The sequence below is a fragment of the Myroides albus genome, assembly GCF_024722315.1.
GTDB classification, from domain to species: domain Bacteria; phylum Bacteroidota; class Bacteroidia; order Flavobacteriales; family Flavobacteriaceae; genus Flavobacterium; species Flavobacterium album_A.
Map to the genome: position 1 here is coordinate 1551526 of NZ_CP102754.1, position 19808 is coordinate 1571333.

Annotated in this window: 19 protein-coding genes and 1 tRNA gene; 11 read left to right on the top strand and 9 right to left on the bottom strand. The window is 36.0% G+C overall.

Annotated features, from left to right (window positions below; translation table 11 throughout):
• Nucleotides 1-52 precede the first annotated feature (52 nt).
• Nucleotides 53-2176, bottom strand: coding sequence for a Tex family protein (locus NWE55_RS07195; RefSeq protein ID WP_155090618.1), 2124 nt, complete (start codon nt 2174-2176; stop codon nt 53-55).
• Nucleotides 2177-2232: 56 nt separating this feature from the next.
• Between NWE55_RS07195 and NWE55_RS07200 the strand changes: the two genes are divergently transcribed.
• From NWE55_RS07200 to NWE55_RS07210, 3 genes are all read left to right on the top strand, one after another.
• Complete coding sequence (locus tag NWE55_RS07200; RefSeq protein WP_155090617.1) at nt 2233-2496, top strand: DUF1294 domain-containing protein; 264 nt, start codon at nt 2233-2235, stop codon at nt 2494-2496.
• Between the two features lie 277 nt (nt 2497-2773).
• Entirely contained in the window at nt 2774-3574 is an 801-nt protein-coding gene (locus NWE55_RS07205) for a DUF4846 domain-containing protein (protein WP_155090616.1), read from the top strand.
• A gap of 94 nt (nt 3575-3668) precedes the next feature.
• Nucleotides 3669-4262 carry a hypothetical protein gene (locus NWE55_RS07210; protein ID WP_155090615.1) on the top strand — a complete coding sequence of 198 codons (594 nt, stop codon included), beginning with the start codon at nt 3669-3671 and terminating at the stop codon, nt 4260-4262.
• A gap of 359 nt (nt 4263-4621) precedes the next feature.
• Here NWE55_RS07210 and NWE55_RS07215 read toward each other — a convergent pair whose 3' ends face one another.
• The 4 genes from NWE55_RS07215 to NWE55_RS07230 all read right to left on the bottom strand — a co-directional run bounded on the left by NWE55_RS07215 (nt 4622) and on the right by NWE55_RS07230 (nt 7775).
• Nucleotides 4622-4954 (bottom strand): hypothetical protein, encoded by a 333-nt coding sequence (locus NWE55_RS07215; protein ID WP_155090614.1) that lies wholly within the window; start codon nt 4952-4954, stop codon nt 4622-4624.
• Nucleotides 4955-5186: 232 nt separating this feature from the next.
• Complete coding sequence (locus NWE55_RS07220; RefSeq protein ID WP_155090613.1) at nt 5187-5924, bottom strand: hypothetical protein; 738 nt, start codon at nt 5922-5924, stop codon at nt 5187-5189.
• A gap of 347 nt (nt 5925-6271) precedes the next feature.
• A complete protein-coding gene (locus NWE55_RS07225; protein WP_155090612.1) occupies nt 6272-6901 on the bottom strand; it encodes a hypothetical protein in 630 nt (209 codons plus the stop codon).
• Between the two features lie 73 nt (nt 6902-6974).
• Entirely contained in the window at nt 6975-7775 is an 801-nt protein-coding gene (locus NWE55_RS07230; RefSeq protein ID WP_155090611.1) for an AraC family transcriptional regulator, read from the bottom strand.
• Between the two features lie 66 nt (nt 7776-7841).
• On the opposite strand from NWE55_RS07230, the gene NWE55_RS07235 reads away from it, so the two are divergent.
• A complete protein-coding gene (locus NWE55_RS07235; RefSeq protein WP_160338988.1) occupies nt 7842-8987 on the top strand; it encodes an Atu1372/SO_1960 family protein in 1146 nt (381 codons plus the stop codon).
• 63 nt (nt 8988-9050) lie between these two features.
• Here the strand turns inward: NWE55_RS07235 and rpiB are convergent, their stop codons facing one another.
• The gene (gene rpiB, locus NWE55_RS07240) at nt 9051-9482 is read right to left on the bottom strand and encodes a ribose 5-phosphate isomerase B (RefSeq protein WP_155090609.1); all 432 of its coding nucleotides are present in this window, start codon (nt 9480-9482) and stop codon (nt 9051-9053) included.
• Nucleotides 9483-9531: 49 nt separating this feature from the next.
• The gene (locus tag NWE55_RS07245) at nt 9532-11145 is read right to left on the bottom strand and encodes an AMP-binding protein (protein WP_155090608.1); all 1614 of its coding nucleotides are present in this window, start codon (nt 11143-11145) and stop codon (nt 9532-9534) included.
• Nucleotides 11146-11450: 305 nt separating this feature from the next.
• Between NWE55_RS07245 and NWE55_RS07250 the strand changes: the two genes are divergently transcribed.
• The 5 genes from NWE55_RS07250 (at nt 11451) to NWE55_RS07270 (ending at nt 16921) form a co-directional block, all read left to right on the top strand.
• A complete protein-coding gene (locus tag NWE55_RS07250; protein ID WP_230381468.1) occupies nt 11451-12338 on the top strand; it encodes a toxin-antitoxin system YwqK family antitoxin in 888 nt (295 codons plus the stop codon).
• Nucleotides 12331-12924 (top strand): toxin-antitoxin system YwqK family antitoxin, encoded by a 594-nt coding sequence (locus NWE55_RS07255; protein ID WP_155090607.1) that lies wholly within the window; start codon nt 12331-12333, stop codon nt 12922-12924. The genes NWE55_RS07250 and NWE55_RS07255 overlap by 8 nt, the downstream gene beginning before the upstream one ends.
• Before the next feature lie 368 nt (nt 12925-13292).
• Entirely contained in the window at nt 13293-15470 is a 2178-nt protein-coding gene (gene rnr, locus NWE55_RS07260) for a ribonuclease R (protein WP_155090606.1), read from the top strand.
• A gap of 3 nt (nt 15471-15473) precedes the next feature.
• Nucleotides 15474-16145: a head GIN domain-containing protein gene (locus NWE55_RS07265; protein ID WP_155090605.1), complete on the top strand. Its 672-nt coding sequence runs from the start codon at nt 15474-15476 to the stop codon at nt 16143-16145.
• A gap of 86 nt (nt 16146-16231) precedes the next feature.
• Nucleotides 16232-16921: a LysE family translocator gene (locus NWE55_RS07270; protein ID WP_155090604.1), complete on the top strand. Its 690-nt coding sequence runs from the start codon at nt 16232-16234 to the stop codon at nt 16919-16921.
• Between the two features lie 93 nt (nt 16922-17014).
• Here NWE55_RS07270 and NWE55_RS07275 read toward each other — a convergent pair.
• Nucleotides 17015-17085 (bottom strand) — tRNA-Cys (locus NWE55_RS07275).
• 87 nt (nt 17086-17172) lie between these two features.
• Nucleotides 17173-17529: a dihydroneopterin aldolase gene (gene folB / locus NWE55_RS07280; protein WP_155090603.1), complete on the bottom strand. Its 357-nt coding sequence runs from the start codon at nt 17527-17529 to the stop codon at nt 17173-17175.
• Nucleotides 17530-17661: 132 nt separating this feature from the next.
• On the opposite strand from folB, the gene NWE55_RS07285 reads away from it, so the two are divergent.
• Together NWE55_RS07285 and NWE55_RS07290 are read left to right on the top strand one after the other, a co-directional pair.
• Nucleotides 17662-19344, top strand: coding sequence for a glutamine--tRNA ligase/YqeY domain fusion protein (locus NWE55_RS07285; RefSeq protein ID WP_155090602.1), 1683 nt, complete (start codon nt 17662-17664; stop codon nt 19342-19344).
• 113 nt (nt 19345-19457) lie between these two features.
• Entirely contained in the window at nt 19458-19799 is a 342-nt protein-coding gene (locus NWE55_RS07290) for a YtxH domain-containing protein (RefSeq protein WP_155090601.1), read from the top strand.
• The last annotated feature ends 9 nt before the right edge of the window (nt 19800-19808 follow it).

The window sequence follows — 19808 nt, forward strand, 5'->3', positions numbered from 1 at the left end:
TGTAAGTAATAAAAACAAGTATCGTGCCAAAATTATGTTTGCAAAGCTTTTTTTATAAAATCATACTTAATTGTATTCTTTTCTTAGCCTCATCCACATCTGTTACTTTCACTTCCACATGCTGATGTAGCTTGACAACTTCATTCACATCAGATACAAATCCTTCTTTAAGTTGAGAAATGTGAACCAAACCACTTTCCTTTAGACCAATGTCAACAAAACATCCAAAATTGGTAATATTATTCACTATTCCTGGCAACACCATCCCTATCTTCAAATCACTCATATGCTTTACATTGGGATCAAACTCAAATACTTTCGCCGCTTTACGAGGATCTAATCCAGGTTTCTCTAACTCTTTTAAAATATCTTGAAGGGCTAATACGCCTACCTCACCAGTAGTATATTTGTTAGCATCTACTTTAGCGATTAGCTCTTTATTAGAGATCATATCCCCTATAGATACTTTCATATCTTTTGCAATTTTCTCTACTACACCATAAGCCTCTGGGTGTACAGCAGAATCGTCTAATGGATTCTTGGCATTCTTAATTCTAACAAATGCTGCCGCTTGTTGAAATGCCTTTTCACCTAAACGAGGTACTTTCTTTAACGCTGTTCTACTCTCAAAAGGGCCATTCTCTGTTCGGTATTGTACAATATTCTCAGCCATCTTCTCACCTATACCAGATACATAACTCAATAGCGATTTACTTGCAGTATTCAAATTCACCCCTACTGTATTCACGCACTTTATTACCACACTATCCAGTTCTTTCTTCAATAGGGTTTGATCTACATCATGTTGATACTGTCCCACGCCAATTGACTTAGGGTCTATCTTTACCAATTCAGCTAAAGGGTCTGATAGACGTCTTCCTATGGAGACTGCTCCCCTAACTGTTACATCGTACGAAGGAAACTCCTCTCTGGCAATCTTTGATGCCGAATAAACTGATGCTCCTGCTTCACTAACTACAAACACTTGAACGGGTTTATCAAAAGCAATTTTCTTGATAAAGAACTCCGTCTCTCTTGAGGCTGTACCATTGCCTATCGCAATAGCTTCTATATTGTAAGCATTCACCATAGAGCGAATCTTCTTCATTGCCATAGTCGTATCTTTCTGTGGTGCATGTGGATATATTGTCTCATTGTACAACAAATCTCCCTGTTCATCTAAACACACCACCTTACACCCTGTCTTATAACCAGGATCAATAGCTAAAATGCGCTTCTCTCCCAAAGGAGATCCCAGTAACAATTGAGTAAGATTATCAGCAAATACTTGTATTGAATTCAAGTCTGCCTTCTCTTTTGCCTCTGCCAATGCTTCATTAGACAATGCCGGTTCTAATAGACGCTTATAGCTATCTGCTACAGCCTTTTCTACTATTCTACCACATTCGTTCTCGCTTTTAACTACATTGTCACCAATAAAACGCAGCGCTTCCTCTTTATCTATAGCTATACTAAACTTAATGAAACCCTCTTTCTCGGCTCTTAAAATAGCCAGTAAGCGATGGGCTGGTATTTTATAAACAGGTTCTGTCCAATCAAAGTATTGATCAAACTTTTGAGCCGCTTCATCGTCTTTCTTAGCCTTCACAACCTTTGTCGAAATAACTCCATTGCGTTGAAACTTTCTTCTCAGTAATTTTCGTATATACATATTCTCATTCACCCACTCTGCGATGATATCAGAGGCTCCTTGTATAGCCTCTTCTTCACTTCCTACCTTATCATTAAGATACTTCGCAGCAATAGACTCTACATCATGAGCATTCTGAGCCATAATCACTTTAGCCAATGGCTCTAAACCATTTTCTCTTGCTGTATCAGCTTTGGTCTTACGAGTCTTTTTATAAGGTAAATAGAGATCTTCAATCTCCGTCAAATCAAAGCTATTTGTAATCTTACTCTTTAATTCATCTGTCAGTTTACCCTGCTCCTCTATTGCACCTAATATAGATTCCTTTCTCTTGACTATCCCTTCATATAACTCACTATAGCGAGCAATCTTCTCTATCACTACCTCATCGAGGTTTCCCGTTCTATCTTTTCTATATCTGGCTATAAAAGGTATTGTACATCCTTCTCCAAAAAGAGATAACGTGTTCTCAATACTCCTCGCACTTGCATTTACAGCTTGTTGAATAAACTCAATCAACGTCATAATTAATTATTTTAAGAATAGCTAAAATACTACCTTTGTATCAATAATTAAACCCTATGAAGTTTTTATTCTTATACCTGTTTATCATAAATTACTTAGCCTTTTCAATGTTCGCTTATGACAAAGAACAGGCCTTAAAGAACAGGCGAAGAGTTGCAGAAAAAAATCTTCTGACACTCTGTTTTTTTGGAGGAACATTGGGAGCATGGATTGCGATGAAGAAACTTAGACACAAAATCTCTAAAGACGCTTTTAAAGTTAAATTCTATGCCATCTTAGCCATACAAGTAGCAGTATTCTTTATTCTCTTTAAACGATAATATCAATAAAAAAAGACCTATAACCACAGTCATAAGTCTTAATAATTATATTCTCTCTTTACTTTCCATTGATTTAATACTTTAAAGTGTTTTAAAAACACGATTAAATAACCGAACTATAAATATACATCGAAACATATTAGTATGACATTCCAATAGACTTTAACCTTTTAATCAATTGACCTTTTGCTCATACTTGATTTTACACAATCAACCTTTTTTAGGTTTCATAGGATACTATCTACTTACTTAATATCGTTATAATCTAAAAGTCTGTATGAAACACCTCCTTGCTTTTATCTCTTGTATATTGTGCATCTCTTGTCAAAACAACAAGGCTAACGCATCTGTTGAATTTACAACAGCACAAGAAAAGATCAACTACATCAACGCTACAGGTATGAGCATAGGAGAGAGGTACAACACACCTAAGGGATATACACGTCTTACTTACACCACCTCTGACTTTGGATACCACTTACAACACTTACCACTAAAACCCTTTGGAGAAACTGTAAAATACTATAACGGCAAAGAGAAATATGCCACTTATGTCTATTCCTCTGTCATTGACTTACCCATAGGGAAGAAAGACTTACACCAATGTGCTGATGCGACTATGCGTCTAAGAGCTGATTATCTCTACAGCCAAAAGCGATATGACGAAATAGCCTTTAACTTCGTTTCTGATGGTAAACCCAGATATTACATAGAGTATATTAAGGGTGACTATTCCCCTAAAAAATATTGGGAATACCTTGAACACATTTTTAACTATGCCAACACGGCTTCACTAAAACAACAACTCCAATCTATCTCTAAAGAGGATGTACAGATAGGAGATATCTTAGTCCAGTCAGGCAATCCTATAGGCCATGCCATTATCGTAGTAGATATGGCTCAGAATGAAGCAGGGGACAAGGTAGTCCTCTTAGCACAGAGCTATATGCCTGCTCAGGAGCTACAGATTCTAAAGAACCCTAATGCTACAGACAACAGCCCTTGGTATGACCTCAATAACGACATCATCCAAACTCCTGAGTGGAAGTTTACTTCTAATGATTGGAAGACGTGGTAGAGAAAACTAAATATTCTATGACTAAATAAACCCTTCGTTATACTGCTTTAATTACTACTTTTAGTGCTGTTTAATAAACTCCAAAAACAGTGTAATGGATAGAGCAAAACTATATACATATTTATTTAAAAAAGTAGAAAGAGCAATAGCAGCAATAGCTAATGAGAAAATGGAAGATATATACGCACTATCTTTTTGGAAGGACAATGATAATGATGACCCGAGATGCCCTGTTATCTATATCAGTTACAACACAGCATCTCAAGTAATCGCTGAGCAAAACAATGCCAGTGATACGATGGAAGCGAAGTGGAACTTTGCCTTTTGGTTGCAAGACGAGATAGAGACATTAGGTGGTGAAGACAACGTTTTACAGCAGTTTATCAAAGACTCTGGATGGTATTATACTGACGATGAGCAGGAGGAAGCAGAGGATTTAGAAGAAGAAGGCGATGATACCGCCTATAGAGCTATTTGTGCGAAAGACGAACAAGTTCAGAAAGCTTTTATGGAAGTGATTATTTCTATAGTACAAGAGCTACATCAATCCAATCTATTAAAAGAGAAATTAGGCAAAGACATACCTGTTATTATCCACGAATTAGAGTACTATGATCTACCCTTAAGTTGGACAAAACAAGCCAACCCTCCATACCTTATAGAGGAGTTCTTAACTTATTATAAGTAATACACCAAAACGATATTACAGATTTGCTATAAGTACCCCACAAGCAATATAACATAGCTTGTAGGGTATATTTATTTATAAAGACAATGCGTCTCTTACACCTTCTAAAAATCGATCTGAGTGATCTATCAAGTATATCAAGATACATACTCCAAACCCGATAGCTAAATACTTGCGATTCTTCATAATTAAAACATCTTTTTGTAGAAACTTCCCAAGAACTAATCTACGTTATTAATTGAATCTACTATAATTGTAACTAAACAACTACCTCCAAATCCTCCAATGAAGACCTTTTCATACTTATATTTTTTTGTTTACTCTAAAATAAAACATTTTTTCAATAAACGAAAACTAACTCAATACTTTATCAACATTACCCTATTCCAAGCTATATTATACTCATCCAATCTCCTCAGTACTTTTTGTTGTATAGTGATACAGTCATCCACAGTAGCACTAAACTTTATCCCCATTTCAAAAAAGAGATCGTGATCTCCAAATAAGTCATCGTACTTATCTTCCAATTGAAAACTGTATCTTTCGTCCCATACCCCTTTTCCCAACAATCTACCTTTGTGATTCTTTACAGTTAACTCTATATCAAAAGCATTTGTTATTTGGTTTACAATGGTAGTAAAATCCAACGATTCTTCTTCCAAAACAACATCTAACCTAAATTCTCTTTCCATAACCATTTTTACTCTTCAAAAATCTTACAATTATCCTTACCCTTGCTATTTTAGCATTTACCGAGATATTTCCACATCTGCAACTATATACATCAAATAACTATGCATCTCTACGTCACATTTAGTACACTCATAGCAGGTTATTATTCCTACTATGTTACCCATTTGATTATTAATACATAGATACATTCTCATCTCTATACTTTAGCTTTTTGCGTAGCTAAAGATACCCTCATTTCCCCACATATACCACTACACTCGGATTAAAAGCCTTAGAGTTGTACAGTGTCAATTGATCAGGATTGTTGTTAATCGGGTAGAAGAACTGTATCTCAGCTACCATCATCTTTAGACAATCCCGATTGGGAATCAGTACAGATAGCGTTTGAGGACTGACCACCTCATCACTCTTTTTGAAATCAATAGATAATGTGCCTGTTTGCTTACTAAGTATCTCGTCATTCTCAGCCATGAAAAATCCTTCGATACGCAAACTTGCATGTGTACACATAGGAGGGAAGTCCACCTGTTCTATCGGGATAAAAGGAGACACCGATACAGTTATCTCCTTATTTTCCAACTCCTCTACAGCTATATCTACCAAGAAGGTATCTGTAAATAGCTTAGCTGTATTCCATTCAAATCCGACTACCTCAGCAATAGAAGTATTGTATAGTGTAGTCTCTGCTATCAGTAGTACAGTATTCTTGCGCAAGGCCGTCATCACAAGCCCCATCAATCGCAGATGAGCAGTAGACTCATACCTCATCCCCAAGAAGTATTCGACATGCTTACGTATGTGTTTCAGGCTCTGTGCCGTGTGCTTAAACAGCTTAGCGGAAGGATTCTTGCCCTTGTCTTGTTTTGAGCGATTAGGCCTACTTTGTACAATCTGCACATTGTTTAAAGACCTAAAATACACAGGACCACTTACTCCTGTAATTTTTCCCTTTGGTGACATCTTTGCCATAATTTTTTGTTTTATAGGTTGGTACTATAAAGTTGCACAAAGACTATTCCATCTTATCGGTAGATGATTAGTAGATGATAGGGTAGTGATAGGCTATTTTGCGATGTTTTAAGCCGACCAGATGCCTATCAAATACCGACCACAAGCCGACCACCTCAATCGTAGGGATACAAAAATGAAATACTGATTTTATTCTAAGACAATTTGTACTTAAACAGATTCTTAGCTTTTTCTCTTAAATTGGCCTTTCTTATACAGATATTGACAGTGACAACCTCATTTAGTCAGCGACAGTTAAATAGCTCTATGTCAGTCAATAATCAAATAATTAAGTAGTTTAATTTCACTTATCCAACCACATACCAAAAACCAAGATTCATACTGCTCTCGTCGATTAAACCAAGAAGAGAAAGGCAAGCTTCATTCCCAAAATAACCGTAGCAAATCTCCTTCGTATTGCCAAAGGTTTGACCTAATACGATTTCGGCATATTGGTTATCGCCACGAGTGGAGATAAAGTGTCCTTTAGTGTTGTCAAAAGCTTTGAGATAAGCTTGTTCTACAGCATCCGAGACAGATAATAGAGTAGAGGCTTGAGTAGTATCTTTAAGAGAAAACTTACCATTCTCTATACAACCAAAGTAGGAAGGCACTGTGAAATTAAACTTGTTTATCTGGTGATACTCTACCTGCACAGTACTCATGTCTACCATACTGAAGAAGTCTTGGGTTTCTTTGGTGTTTCCTATCACTGTTTCTAAGGTCTTAATCACCTCCATAGAAGTAGCGAACAGCACATTAGCATACTCGTTATCATAGTTGCGAACCAAGGTATGATAGACAATACCTTCTACCTGCGCCAATTGACGCTCAAATCGGGCTACTGCAACTAATAATTCGTCATCATTTACTGTGGTTTTCTTTCTAAAACTGGTGAACTCCATCGCACACACTGGTGCATTACTTACTCGTATCATTCTGTATATTGTTAAGATTATGGAGCAAAGGTAGAGTAGGGTAGTGACAACCTTTTGTCAGGGGTGTATACCCTTATTTTTTAATTTTAGGATATACTTTCACTATGTCAAAATAGGAGTTTCTAAAAGCCACTAAGCTCTTATAACCTACTTTAAAAGCGATTTCACTCAAGGTAAATTCTCTTGTATCTATTAGCTCTATACTCTTCAAGATGCGGATGATCTGAAGGTATTTCTGTAGAGTGATACCTGTCTCCAGTTTGAACAGGCGCTGTAGATTGCGCACAGACATGGTAGAGATACTGGCTAGTTCATCTAAGTCAAGCGTTGAGGTAAGATGCTCATTGATATACGTGCATACAGGTATTAACCTATGATCGGTAGGAATAGGTAATTGGAGCGATTGATTCTCTTCACAGAACGATTTTAAACTCATAAGAATAGCCTGTAAGAACTGTTCTTTCTCTAATTCTGTCTCGATTACTCTATTCCACTTCGTCACATACTGTAGCATCTCCCTCAGCACAGTAGGAGCAGGGAAGATGTGCACTTGATCATAGAATGAGTCAGCTGGCACCTCTTTATACAACAGTACTTTTAGGTTGATATCCTTCGCTGTAGAGGTAGTAGCGTGCTGCTGTCCTGAAGGTATCCATGCTATGTGATACTGAGGGACTAGATAGATACAGTTATCTACATGAAGGTACTGATAGCCCTGTTCTACGTAGGTGAGCTGATATCGCTGATGAGCGTGCTGATACTCATCGTGAACGAAGTTGTCTTCATACCATACATACGCCTGTACCTCATTAGTATCATCATATACTCCTAAGAGTTTCTCGGTCAATCCACATTTGATATTGGCGTTTTGCATATATTTTTTGACAAATATAATATAAACTGCAAGTATACCTTTGTGATTATACTTTAAATAATTAATATGAAAGCATTATATACTGCACTAATCACTTGTACACTATTCTTCACAACGACACAGATCATGGCAAAAGATACCCTAACCAAAATATTAGTACTTATCCACTCTGATACAGGTGGTACGTATAGAATGGCACAAGAAATCGCTAAGGGAATAGAAAGCAACCCTCACACAGAGGCGACTATAAAAATAGTACAACCTTCAGCAAATGCACTGTTACATGATCTACAGATAGCTACTCCTGAGGAGCTACCGACTTATGATGGCATCGTATGGGGATCTCCTGTGTACTTTGGTAACATCAGTACTCCGATGAGTGCCTTTCTCGCGAAGACTGTAGATCTGTGGACTGCTCATGCTCTGGAGGGAATACCTACAGCCGTATTTATGTCTGCTGGTAGCGGAGCAGGGAAGGAGCTCGCATTACAGTCGTTTTGGAACAGCTTAGCAGTACATGGGATGATACTCGTACCGAATGGCATCAGAGCTACGGAGAAGCTGGATAATAGCATCCCTCAAGGCAATAGCGTCTTGGGAGCCAGTAGCCTTGCTTCAAACAAAACGGTACAACGTCCCAGCGAAAGCGAACTGCTAATCGCTTATACGCAAGGTCAAAACTTCGCTAAAGTTGCCAAAGCCTTAAAAGGAACTTTTCAAAAGAAAGAAGAAATGACGCCTAAACAAGTAGTCACTGATGTAGAAACCACGCTTAAACAAAAAAACATCATACTACCTGTAGCGCCAAATCCTGTGGGAAACTACACGCCTTACTCACGCAGTGGAAATCTAATATTCATCAATCAGGTAGCCTTAAAAGAGGGTAAAGTATTATATCCTGGTAAGGTAGGTGTAGATGTCACAGAAGAACAAGCAAAGCAAGCGACTGAACAGACGATGCTAAATGTAATCGCGGTGCTTAAATTAGCTGTAGATGGTGACCTCAACAGAGTAAAGAAAACCGTACAGCTAACAGGTATATTCAACACGGCTCCTGACTACGCTCAGCACGCTAATCTAATGAATGTGGCATCAGACTTATCTGTAGCTATATTCGGAGAGAAGGGCAAACATGCAAGAGGTACTCTGGGTGCTACTTCTGTTCCGGTCAACTCTGTGGTAGAAATACAAGCTATCTTCGAAATAGAGTAATAGTATACAAAAAAAAAAGTCCATAATTAGCATTATGGACTTTTCTATATTGTTAAAACTTGTTTAGGCACAAGTAATTTTATTCACTCTATTCTGATGTCTTCCTCCTTCGAAAGCTGTATTCAAGAAAGCTTCTACAATTGCAATAGCTTGTTCAATAGACGTAAAACGAGCGGGAATACTAACCACATTAGCATCGTTATGCTGTCTTGCTAACTCAGCAATCTCTTTGGTCCAACAAAGAGCACAACGCACACCTTGATGTTTATTAGCAGTCATCGCTATACCGTTTCCACTTCCGCAGATTACGATACCTAAATCAGCTTTGCCTTCATCAATATCAGTACCTACCTTATGAGCAAAATCTGGATAATCTACTGAATCAAAAGAATCAGTCCCATAGTTAGTAACTGTATGTCCTTTTTCTTCTAAATACTTGACAATTGCTTGTTTATATGCTGGACCTGCATGGTCATTTCCTATAGAAATCTTCATTTTATTGTTGTGTTATATTATACACTACAAAGTTAAAACTTTTTATCTTCTACAAACCTAATTCTTCGATTGCTATTTGTCTCATTTCTACTTTTCTAACTTTGCCAGAAATAGTCATCGGAAATTCGGTAACAAACTTCCAATACTTTGGAATTCTAAAATGCGCAATCTTTTGATCACAATAAGCTCTCAATTCATCCATAGTTGCACTTTGACCTTCTTTGAGTATAACCCAAGCCATAATTTCCTCTCCATATTTTTCACTTGGAACACCAATAACTTGTACATCAGCAATAGCGGGATGAGTGTATAAGAAGTCTTCAATCCACTTCGGAGATATGTTCTCCCCTCCGCGAATGATAAGGTCTTTAATACGCCCTGTAATAGAGATATACCCATCTTCATCCATTGTCGCTAAATCCCCAGAGTGCATCCACCTATTGTCATCCAATACTTCTGAAGTCATAGTCCTATTATTCCAATATTTCAACATAACAGAATATCCACGAGTACAAAGTTCTCCTGCTTCTCCTCGAGGGAGAATATTACCTGTTTCTGGATCTACAATTTTGATTTCTAAGTGATCCTGCACAGTACCTACGGTAGTCGTTTGCTTCTTTATATCAATACCAATATGCGTTTGCGTAGATACTGGAGAAGTTTCGGTCATTCCGTAACAGATACTCACTTCTTCCATGTGCATTTCACTTTTAACGCGCTTCATAATACTTTCAGGGCATAAAGACCCCGCCATAACACCCGTACGCAGGGTACTTAAATCATAATCCTTAAAATTGGGAAGTTGCAGTTCTGCGATAAACATAGTAGGCACACCATATAGAGAAGTACACTTTTCATCTTGAACGGTTTGCAGCGTTTTATTAGCATCAAATCCGTCATTGGGTATGACAATGGTTGCTCCATGAGCAATACAGCACAAATTGCCAATAACCATCCCAAAGCAATGGTAAAAAGGAACAGGAATACACACCCTATCTTTTACGGAGTACTTTAATCGAATACCGATAAAATAGCCATTGTTTAGAATATTGTGATGTGTTAGCGTAACTCCCTTGGGAAATCCAGTTGTCCCTGAAGTATACTGAATATTCACAGCCTCACTAAACTGAACTGATTCTTCAATTAGAACAAAATCTTCTTCAAAAATATGGTCTGCTTGCTTCAAAAATTCTGTCCATTCTTCCCCTAAAAAAACCACCTCCCTCAAGCTTGGACAATCTTCAAAAACAAGAGAAATCATCTTTCGATAATCACTTGACTTAAAACTTTCAGCTGATACAATAAAAGATACTTCGGATTGATTGATTGCAAATTCAAGTTCATGCGCGCGATAAGCAGGGTTAATATTTACCAATATGACACCAATACGCGCAGTCGCATACTGCATCAAAACCCATTCATAACAATTGGGTGCCCAAATACCGACGCGATCTCCCTTAATCACTCCCTTTGCTAATAAACTTTTGGCCACCTGAGTTGTCTGTTCATAAAACTCGCGATAAGTAGCCCTGTAATTCTGGTAAACACTTACCACAGCTTCTTTATCTGGATATTTATCAACGGTTCGCTTTAGATTTTGGCCAATAGTTTCGCCCAGCAAGGGAATAGAGGATGCCCCATGCACATAAGATATTGTTTTCATAATTAAAGTTTTTTGTTGGTTTTCTAAAATACAAAAATTTACATACAATAATCTATTTCAATAGAACTAAAGCAAATACCTTAAAGACAACCCTCTTGAAATGCGAAGTAAAACGAAACAACAAATGACCTTAAACCTGATAACTATTCTCAAACCACTATGGAATATAAGACAATAAATAAATCCAGTGGCTGACGTCAATACATAGTAGATTATCTATTAAAGTAAGCTGTACTATTTTAAAAATCAACTTATTAAATTAGTTACCTTTATAAGGTGTTCATTCTACTTAACTAAAAATTGACATGAAAAAACAACAGATTCAATATTTACTCTTTCTACTTGTTCTGCTAATCTCTATGCATAGTCAAGCTCAATTAGTCAATGGGACTTATGTCTATGCCGACGGGAATAAGCCGCTAAACGGAAAGCTTAAAGCCTATTTTTCCAATGATCAATTAGCTGAAGAAACAACCTTGGTAAATGGACTTAAGGAAGGCGAAAACACAGTGTATTACAGCAATGGAAAACTCAAATATAAAGGTACGTATAAAGACAATATATTAAACGGTGAACTAACTACCTACTTTCCTAATGGACAAATCGAGCAACAAGGCAAGTATATCAAAGGCCTTAAAGACGGAATCTTTAAACAATATACAGCAAGTGGTAAATTGACAGGAGAACACAGCTATAAAAACGACATGCTAAATGGTGTTTACAATAAATACGACAAGGGCATTTTGCAACTAAAAGCTACCTATATCAATGACAACTTAGATGGGGAGCTATACTATTATCATGATAACGGAAAGGTTTTTATTAAGAGAATATACAAAAACCACCTCAAAGAAGGGCCTGAAGTAATCTATACAAAAACTGGAGTTGTCAAAGAAACAGCGTATTACCTTCACAATAAAAGAGAAGGACTCCGACAAGTTTTTGACAAAAATGGTTACCTAAAAAGAGAGGTAAACTACAAAAATGGAATACTACACGGGGAGCACAAAGAGTATGTAGCCATAGAAGTTTACATACAGAGAATCTTTAGAAATGGGTATCAAATAATTTCACCCAATATATGCAATGCCGATGGAACGTTGGTTGATGAAAGTGACGTCATTTACAAAAGTGTCTATCTACCCTTAGTAGTCAAAGCAATTGAAAACTTCAATACAAAAGAAGATGAATAGCAACTTAATCACAGGAATCTTTATTCTGGCTACATTCAGTTCATTATCCGTATATAGCCAAGAACAAGAAGAACCCGTTTTATTCGAACTAAATGGAAAGCCTTTACAAGGAAAAGTTGTAAGGTACAACGATCACAATATCATAGAGGAAGAGGCTTTGTATGTCGATGGTTATAAAACGGGCAAGTACAAGTCATTCTACCGAAATGGCATCCTATTCTCTGAAGTGAATTATGTGGAAGGAAAAAGAGAAGGTGAGCTGAGAATCTACTTCGAGAACGGCAAATTAAAAGCCTCTTACAGCTATTCGAATGGTCTTTTAGATGGCAACATTATCTCGTATTATTCCAATGGGGTAAAGGAGTTTGAAAAGAATTATAGAGAGGGAGTCATCCAGGCTCAAATTAACTTCCACAATACGGGAGAAAAGAATGAATACTTCTTATTTAATAGTGGAATGCTATCAGTATGGGAGGTTTACGACAAGAAAGGCAGAATAGCAGAAAAGACTTACTTCAGAAATAATGAACCTCAAAGCGTAGAATATTACAAAAAAGGAAAATACGATTACACTATCCATTTTTAAACAACTATCACGTAGACCGTGATAATGATTTAATTTCTCATTTTCTTCCGTAATTGATACAAGCTTTACCCGTAAATTTTGGAAAGTACAATAGAGCGCATTAACTTTGTCACATTAAATTGTACTGGCACTCTACAGTACTGTATTACTATCAATGAGTATAGAAAAAAATAATTCTTCCATCTCCCTTTCTGGGAAATTATTACATTTCACATTGCTTCAAAACTTTGCTCATAATGACAGCAATTAATAAATTAATGTATAAAAATCAAATTAAATTAATCCAAAAAGTAGGATAAACCAGTAAGTAATTCGTACTTTTAAGGATAATTATGAACCTGAATAGAGGTAAACAAATGAATTAGAAAATGGCAAAAAAAATTAAACATAAAAAGAATAAGTCGTTTGACTTTGCTCCAAAAATATTAAAGTTCTTGTCTAAGAACACTACTAAATCTTATAATTACAAGCAAATTGCTGGTCAATTAGAAGTAAACGATACGCAAGGAAGAAACGAGATAATAAAAGAACTTAAACACTTAATCTCAAAAGGAAAGATAGAAGAAATAGAAACTGGTAAATATCGCTTTATCCCTAAAGCTAATTATGTTGAAGGTTATATCGATATGACTTCGCGTAAAACAGCATACTTGGTATGTGAGGGAATGGAAGACGACGTATTCATTCCTACAAATAATTTAAATAAAGCGTTAGATGGCGACTTTGTCAAAGCTTATATTTACAACAAACGAAAAGGTAAAAAACCAGAAGGAGAAGTTGTTGAGGTTTTAGAAAGACACAAAATACAGTTTGTGGGTGTTATTGAAATTCAAAAGAACTTTGCTTTTGTATCTACAGCTGATGCTAAGATGTATACTGATATCTTCGTTCCAAAAGAAAAAGTAGGAGAAGCACGAGATGGTGATGTAGTTGTAGTTGAGATAGAAGATTGGCCAGAAAAAGCAGATAGTCCTTTCGGGAAAGTAATGAAAGTATTAGGTAAACAAGGAGAACACAATACTGAAATACACGCTATTTTGGCAGAATATGGTTTACCTACAGAATTTCCAAAAGAAGTAGAAGAATTTGCAAACAAATTAGATACCTCTATAGCTGAAAGTGAAATAGCGAAACGAAAAGACATGCGCGATATTCTTACTTTCACTATTGACCCAAAAGACGCAAAAGATTTTGATGATGCTTTGTCTTTCCAAAAACTTGAAAATGGCAATTTCGAAATAGGTATCCACATTGCTGACGTATCACACTACGTACAAGAAGGAACTATCTTAGACGAAGAAGCTTATAATAGAGCTACTTCTATTTATTTAGTAGATAGAACAATTCCAATGCTACCTGAAGTGTTGTCTAACTTTGCTTGTTCACTTAGACCTAATGAAGATAAATATACTTTCTCAGCCCTATTTCAGTTAAATGACAAGGCAGAGATTGTCGACAAGTGGTTTGGTCGTACAGTGACGCATTCAGATCAACGTATGGCTTACGAAGAAGCACAATACATCATTGAAACTGAGGATAGAGTAATTCCAGAGAGCATTTCTATTACAGGAGAAACGCAAACAGTCAGTGAAGAAGTAGCTGAAGCAGTGTTAAAAATGAATGATTTAGCTAAACAATTGCGCAAAAAACGCATGAGTGATGGGGCAATCTCTTTTGACAAAGTGGAAGTGAAATTTAACTTGAACGAAGATGATGTACCAGTAGGAGTCTTTTTTAAAGAGGCAAAAGAAGCAAACCATTTGATTGAAGAATTCATGTTACTTGCCAATAGAAAAGTATCAGAATTTATTGGTAAACAAAAGAAGACATTCGTATATCGTGTGCACGATGAACCAGATCAAGAAAAGCTATTTGCTCTTCAATCTGTCATTGCGAGATTTGGACACACAATCAACTTTAAGACAAAGTCAAGTGTATCAAAATCACTGAATAAACTACTAAAGGATGTCAATGGTAAAAAAGAACAAAATTTAGTAGATACATTAGCTATACGCACCATGAGTAAGGCAAGTTATTCTACCAACAACATCGGTCACTACGGTTTAGCATTTGACTATTATTCTCACTTTACTTCGCCAATACGACGTTATCCAGACGTAATGGCACACCGCCTACTGCAACACTATTTAGATAATGGTGAGTCTGCTAAAGTAGATGAATTTGAGAAAAAATGTAACCATTGTTCTTCTATGGAGAACCTGGCTGCAACTGCCGAAAGAGATAGTATCAAATACATGCAGGTAAAGTATATGCAGGACCAACAAGGAAAAGAGTTTGTAGGTGTTATATCTGGTGTTACTGAATGGGGAATCTACGTAGAAATCATAGAAAACAAATGTGAAGGAATGGTTCGCATTAGAGAAATAAAAGAAGACTATTACGTTTTCGACGAAAAGCAATATGCCTTAGTTGGACAAGCAACAAAGAATCTTCTGCAACTTGGAGATGAGGTTGTTGTTACTGTAAAAAATGCAGATTTAGTAAAGAAACAATTGGATTACAATTTCATTAAAAAATTAAATTAGATTATGAAAAAATTAGCCGTATTAATTACTTTATTGGTTGCTCAAATTTCTTTTGCACAGATAGATAAAGAAATTGGTTCTTTTAAAAAGCTAAGTGTTTTCGACCAAATAGAAGTAACTTTAATTCCTACTACAGGAAGTACCAAGATAGAAATCGAGGGCAAAAAACAAGATAACGTCAATGTCATCAACAAGAATGAACATCTAAAAATAAAGATGAATTTCACTAACAGTTATCAAGGTGATGAGATAAAGGTTACTCTGTATTACAAAGAGCTAAATGAGATTAATGCAGGAGAAGGTGCTAACGTTGTTGGAAAAGGTACATTGAATGCCAATGTATTAGACGTACAAGGAAAAACAGGCTCATCCATTAAATTAGACATAGATACCGATAAAGTAAATGTCAAAGCAGGTGCTGGATCTATAATTAGATTAACTGGTAAAGCAAATGTACAAGATGCATTATCAAACTCGGGAGCTGATATTATCAATAGCAAACTTGTAACCAAACAAACATCAGTCACAGTAAATGCTGGAGGTAAAGCGAGTATCAATGCCACTGATGTTGCTGATGCGAAAGTAAGAGCAGGAGGATCGATTTCCGTATATGGGAATCCAAAAACATTAAATGAAAAAACAATAGCTGGGGGTACAATTAAAAAAGTTGAATAACATTTTTTAGTATTGTTCCAAAAAGCTGTAACTTGCGAAATAATTAAATGCCAATTATTATGATTGGCATTTTTTAATTATATAAAATGTTTGATGGTTTGCTAACAGGTATGACTTTGGGGTTCTTCCTAAGTTTTATGATAGGTCCTGTTTTTTTTATTCTTATTGAAACAAGTATAACGAGAGGGTTTAAAGCAGCGATAGCTCTTGATATGGGAGTTATTTTAGCTGATGCTATCTTCTTTGCTATTGCCTTCTTTAGTAGTTTTAAACTGATCAATGCCATAAAAGACGACCCTGCACTTTTTATCTTTGGAGGAATTATCATGATTACCTATGGAATAATCTCCTTTATCAAACTCAAAAAAGTAGAAGTACAAACACTGCAAATAGCTCCACCTAACCTAAGGAGAGAATATCTTAACCTCTTTGCGAAAGGTTTTCTATTAAACTTTATCAATGTAGGTGTGTTGGGATTCTGGTTGGGAATAATCATTACAATTGGACCTCAAATGGACATGGATCCAAAAAAGATGTTCACTTTCTTTGGCTTTACTATTCTGGCTTATTTTATCACAGATTTATTTAAAATATTCTTAGCAAAGCAATTACGCAAGAAGTTAACGTATCAAAATATCTTGAAAGTAAAAAAAATCAGCAGTATCATCATCATGGTGTTTGGTTTTGGAATAATGATGAAAGGAATTTTACCAAAATCGACAATAGACTGTGTAAAGCAATACTTCCAAACAACCGCTACAGAAAATACAAAATAAGTAAAAGCCTTAGAGAATCTCTAAGGCTTTTTTTATTCACAGATATATCATTATTGGATACAAAAAAAGGATAGTTAAACAACTATCCTTTTGAGGCTTCGAGCGGATTCGAACCGCTGTAGACGGTTTTGCAGACCGCTTCCTAGCCACTCGGACACGAAGCCATTGTTCCGAATTGGATTGCAAACTTAGCAAATAATTTGAAAGTTCAAAAGCCTTTTACTCTAAAAGTTGTATATTTTTTTTAGGTTTTATCTAACTTCCTGCATTTCAACCGTTACAGATTCGACATCTCCGCCAATAGGAGGATTAATTTTCGAAACTGCAACAGTGATATCCGTAACCATTTCAATTTCTTTTAAAACCCTTTTGATGATTCTCTCACATACGTGTTCTAAAAGGTTAGAGCGAATTGCCATTTCCTCTTTCACTATTTTGTTCAAATGCACGTAGTCTATAGCGTCAACCAGGTTATCAGAAGTAGCAGCATCTCTAAATACTCCCTTAGCAGTAACATCTACACGATAGTCAGATCCTATCTTAGCTTCTTCTTCCATACAACCATGAAAAGCATATACGCGAATATTGTTTAAACGAATAATTCCCATTAGTCAATAATTAAAATAAATAAAGGCTAAAATTACGACATTTTTTTACGGTCTATAGCAAGGAAAGATAATAAATCCATCGAAGTTGATTTGTTTTTTGATACCTTTGTGAGTATTATATAAATAAAATCCATGTCAACAAAAGAGAAATCATTAAACTTTATTGAGCAAATCATTGAAGAGGATTTAAAAAATGGTTTGCCAACAGAAAAACTTCATTTCCGTTTTCCGCCTGAACCAAATGGGTACCTACACATTGGTCACGCGAGTTCTATTTGTTTAAATTTTGGATTAGGGTTAAAGTACAATGCGCCAGTTAACTTGCGTTTTGACGATACTAACCCGTCTAAAGAAGAACAGGAGTTTGTTGACGCAATCAAACAGGACGTAGAATGGCTTGGGTATAAATGGGCAAATGAAGTTTATGCATCTGACTATTTCCAACAGCTATACGACTGGGCTATCCAAATGATTAAAGATGGCAAAGCATACGTAGATAGCCAAACTTCAGAAGTTATGGCTCAACAGAAAGGTACTCCATCTACAGTTGGTGTAGATAGTCCATATAGAAATCGTTCTATAGAAGAAAACCTTGATTTATTCGAGAGAATGAAAAATGGAGAATTTGAAGAAGGAGCACATATTCTAAGAGCAAAAATAGACATGTCTCACAAGAATATGTTGATGCGTGATCCGATCATGTACAGAATTATAAAAAAAGCACACCACAGAACTAAAGATGCTTGGTGCATTTATCCAATGTACGACTGGGCACACGGTGAAAGTGATTATATTGAAAGTATTTCTCATTCTTTCTGTACTTTAGAATTTTTACCTCATAGAGAACTATATGATTGGTTCTTAGATCAAGTGGTTACTGAAGACAATATTAGACCAAAACAACGCGAGTTTGCAAGACGAAACTTATCGCATACGGTAGTAAGTAAACGAAAACTTGCTCGCTTGGTAAGTGAAGGACATGTAACAGCATGGGATGATCCGCGTATGTCTACTATTTCAGGATTGAGAAGAAGAGGATATACAGCAGCTTCTATAAGAAACTATGCTGATACTATTGGTATTGCTAAGCGCGATAATTTAATAGATGTATCACTTTTAGAATTTTGTATTCGCGAAGACTTAAATAAAATTGCTCCACGTGTCATGGCTGTTTTGGATCCTGTAAAATTGGTGATTACAAATTACCCTGAAGGACAAGAAGAATGGTTAGACGCAGAGAACAACCCAGAAGAAGAGGTAATGACTTATCGCAAAGTTCCGTTCTCTAAAGAGCTTTATATTGAAAGAGAAGATTTCAAAGAAGAAGCTAATAGCAAATTCTTTAGATTAACGCTTGGAAAAGAAGTTCGCCTTAAGAATGCTTATATTATCAAAGGTGAAAGTGTCGTTAAAGATGAGCACGGAAATATCACTGAAATACATGCAACTTATGATGCAGATAGTAGAAGTGGTAGTGGATCAGAAGCAAGTAAACGCAAAGTAAAAGGGACGATTCACTGGGTTTCTGCAGCTCATGCAGTAGAAGCAGAAGTTCGTATTTACGATCGTTTATTCGTAGATGAAAATCCCGATGGTAATAAAGAAGTAGACTTCTTAGAATTTGTAAACCCTAACTCTTTAGAGATTGTAAAAGGCTATTTAGAGCCAAGTTTAAGTACAGCTAAAGAAGGTGATAAATTCCAATTCCAAAGAATGGGGTATTTCTGTGTGGATAAAGACAGTAAACCGAATCAATTAGTATTTAATAAAACAGTTGGATTAAGAGATACTTGGGCTAAAGTAGAGCAAAAATAAACTCCTAATCTTTTGTGTAAAATATAATTTAATCACCTCTTTAACTTGTTTTTAACAGTTAAAGAGGTGATTTTTTTCTAACTTTATTAGATAATAATCAAAAAATCAATGTTATGTCAAATCGTTTAGGAGGTACAGTACTTGCAGTATTAGCTGGAGTAGCAGTAGGAGCAGGCTTAGGAATACTTTTTGCTCCTGATGAAGGAAAAAAAACAAGAAAGAAAATCAAGAAAACTTTTGATGAATCTAAGGAAGATCTTGAAGACAAAATTGACGAACTTAAAAAACAAGTTCGCAGTGCTGTTGAAAAGAAAAAACACGATTTTGAAGAGGGTTTTGAGCACTTTGTAAATACTTCAGGAAAGAAAAGAGATGAAGTAATTGCAACTTTAGAAGATAAATTAGCTGCATTGAAGAAACAAGCAAATGATGCTGCTGATAACGTTAAAAAATAATTAGATTTT

Excerpts from the sequence above, each read along its gene's own strand:
- NWE55_RS07195 (WP_155090618.1), bottom strand. The coding sequence starts at position 2,176 with ATGACGTTGATTGAGTTTATTCAACAAGCTGTAAATGCAAGTGCGAGG.
- NWE55_RS07200 (WP_155090617.1), top strand. The coding sequence starts at position 2,233 with ATGAAGTTTTTATTCTTATACCTGTTTATCATAAATTACTTAGCCTTT.
- NWE55_RS07205 (WP_155090616.1), top strand. The coding sequence starts at position 2,774 with ATGAAACACCTCCTTGCTTTTATCTCTTGTATATTGTGCATCTCTTGT.
- NWE55_RS07210 (WP_155090615.1), top strand. The coding sequence starts at position 3,669 with ATGGATAGAGCAAAACTATATACATATTTATTTAAAAAAGTAGAAAGA.
- NWE55_RS07215 (WP_155090614.1), bottom strand. The coding sequence starts at position 4,954 with ATGGAAAGAGAATTTAGGTTAGATGTTGTTTTGGAAGAAGAATCGTTG.
- NWE55_RS07220 (WP_155090613.1), bottom strand. The coding sequence starts at position 5,924 with ATGGCAAAGATGTCACCAAAGGGAAAAATTACAGGAGTAAGTGGTCCT.
- NWE55_RS07225 (WP_155090612.1), bottom strand. The coding sequence starts at position 6,901 with ATGATACGAGTAAGTAATGCACCAGTGTGTGCGATGGAGTTCACCAGT.
- NWE55_RS07230 (WP_155090611.1), bottom strand. The coding sequence starts at position 7,775 with ATGCAAAACGCCAATATCAAATGTGGATTGACCGAGAAACTCTTAGGA.
- NWE55_RS07235 (WP_160338988.1), top strand. The coding sequence starts at position 7,842 with ATGAAAGCATTATATACTGCACTAATCACTTGTACACTATTCTTCACA.
- rpiB (WP_155090609.1), bottom strand. The coding sequence starts at position 9,482 with ATGAAGATTTCTATAGGAAATGACCATGCAGGTCCAGCATATAAACAA.
- NWE55_RS07245 (WP_155090608.1), bottom strand. The coding sequence starts at position 11,145 with ATGAAAACAATATCTTATGTGCATGGGGCATCCTCTATTCCCTTGCTG.
- NWE55_RS07250 (WP_230381468.1), top strand. The coding sequence starts at position 11,451 with ATGAAAAAACAACAGATTCAATATTTACTCTTTCTACTTGTTCTGCTA.
- NWE55_RS07255 (WP_155090607.1), top strand. The coding sequence starts at position 12,331 with ATGAATAGCAACTTAATCACAGGAATCTTTATTCTGGCTACATTCAGT.
- rnr (WP_155090606.1), top strand. The coding sequence starts at position 13,293 with ATGGCAAAAAAAATTAAACATAAAAAGAATAAGTCGTTTGACTTTGCT.
- NWE55_RS07265 (WP_155090605.1), top strand. The coding sequence starts at position 15,474 with ATGAAAAAATTAGCCGTATTAATTACTTTATTGGTTGCTCAAATTTCT.
- NWE55_RS07270 (WP_155090604.1), top strand. The coding sequence starts at position 16,232 with ATGTTTGATGGTTTGCTAACAGGTATGACTTTGGGGTTCTTCCTAAGT.
- folB (WP_155090603.1), bottom strand. The coding sequence starts at position 17,529 with ATGGGAATTATTCGTTTAAACAATATTCGCGTATATGCTTTTCATGGT.
- NWE55_RS07285 (WP_155090602.1), top strand. The coding sequence starts at position 17,662 with ATGTCAACAAAAGAGAAATCATTAAACTTTATTGAGCAAATCATTGAA.
- NWE55_RS07290 (WP_155090601.1), top strand. The coding sequence starts at position 19,458 with ATGTCAAATCGTTTAGGAGGTACAGTACTTGCAGTATTAGCTGGAGTA.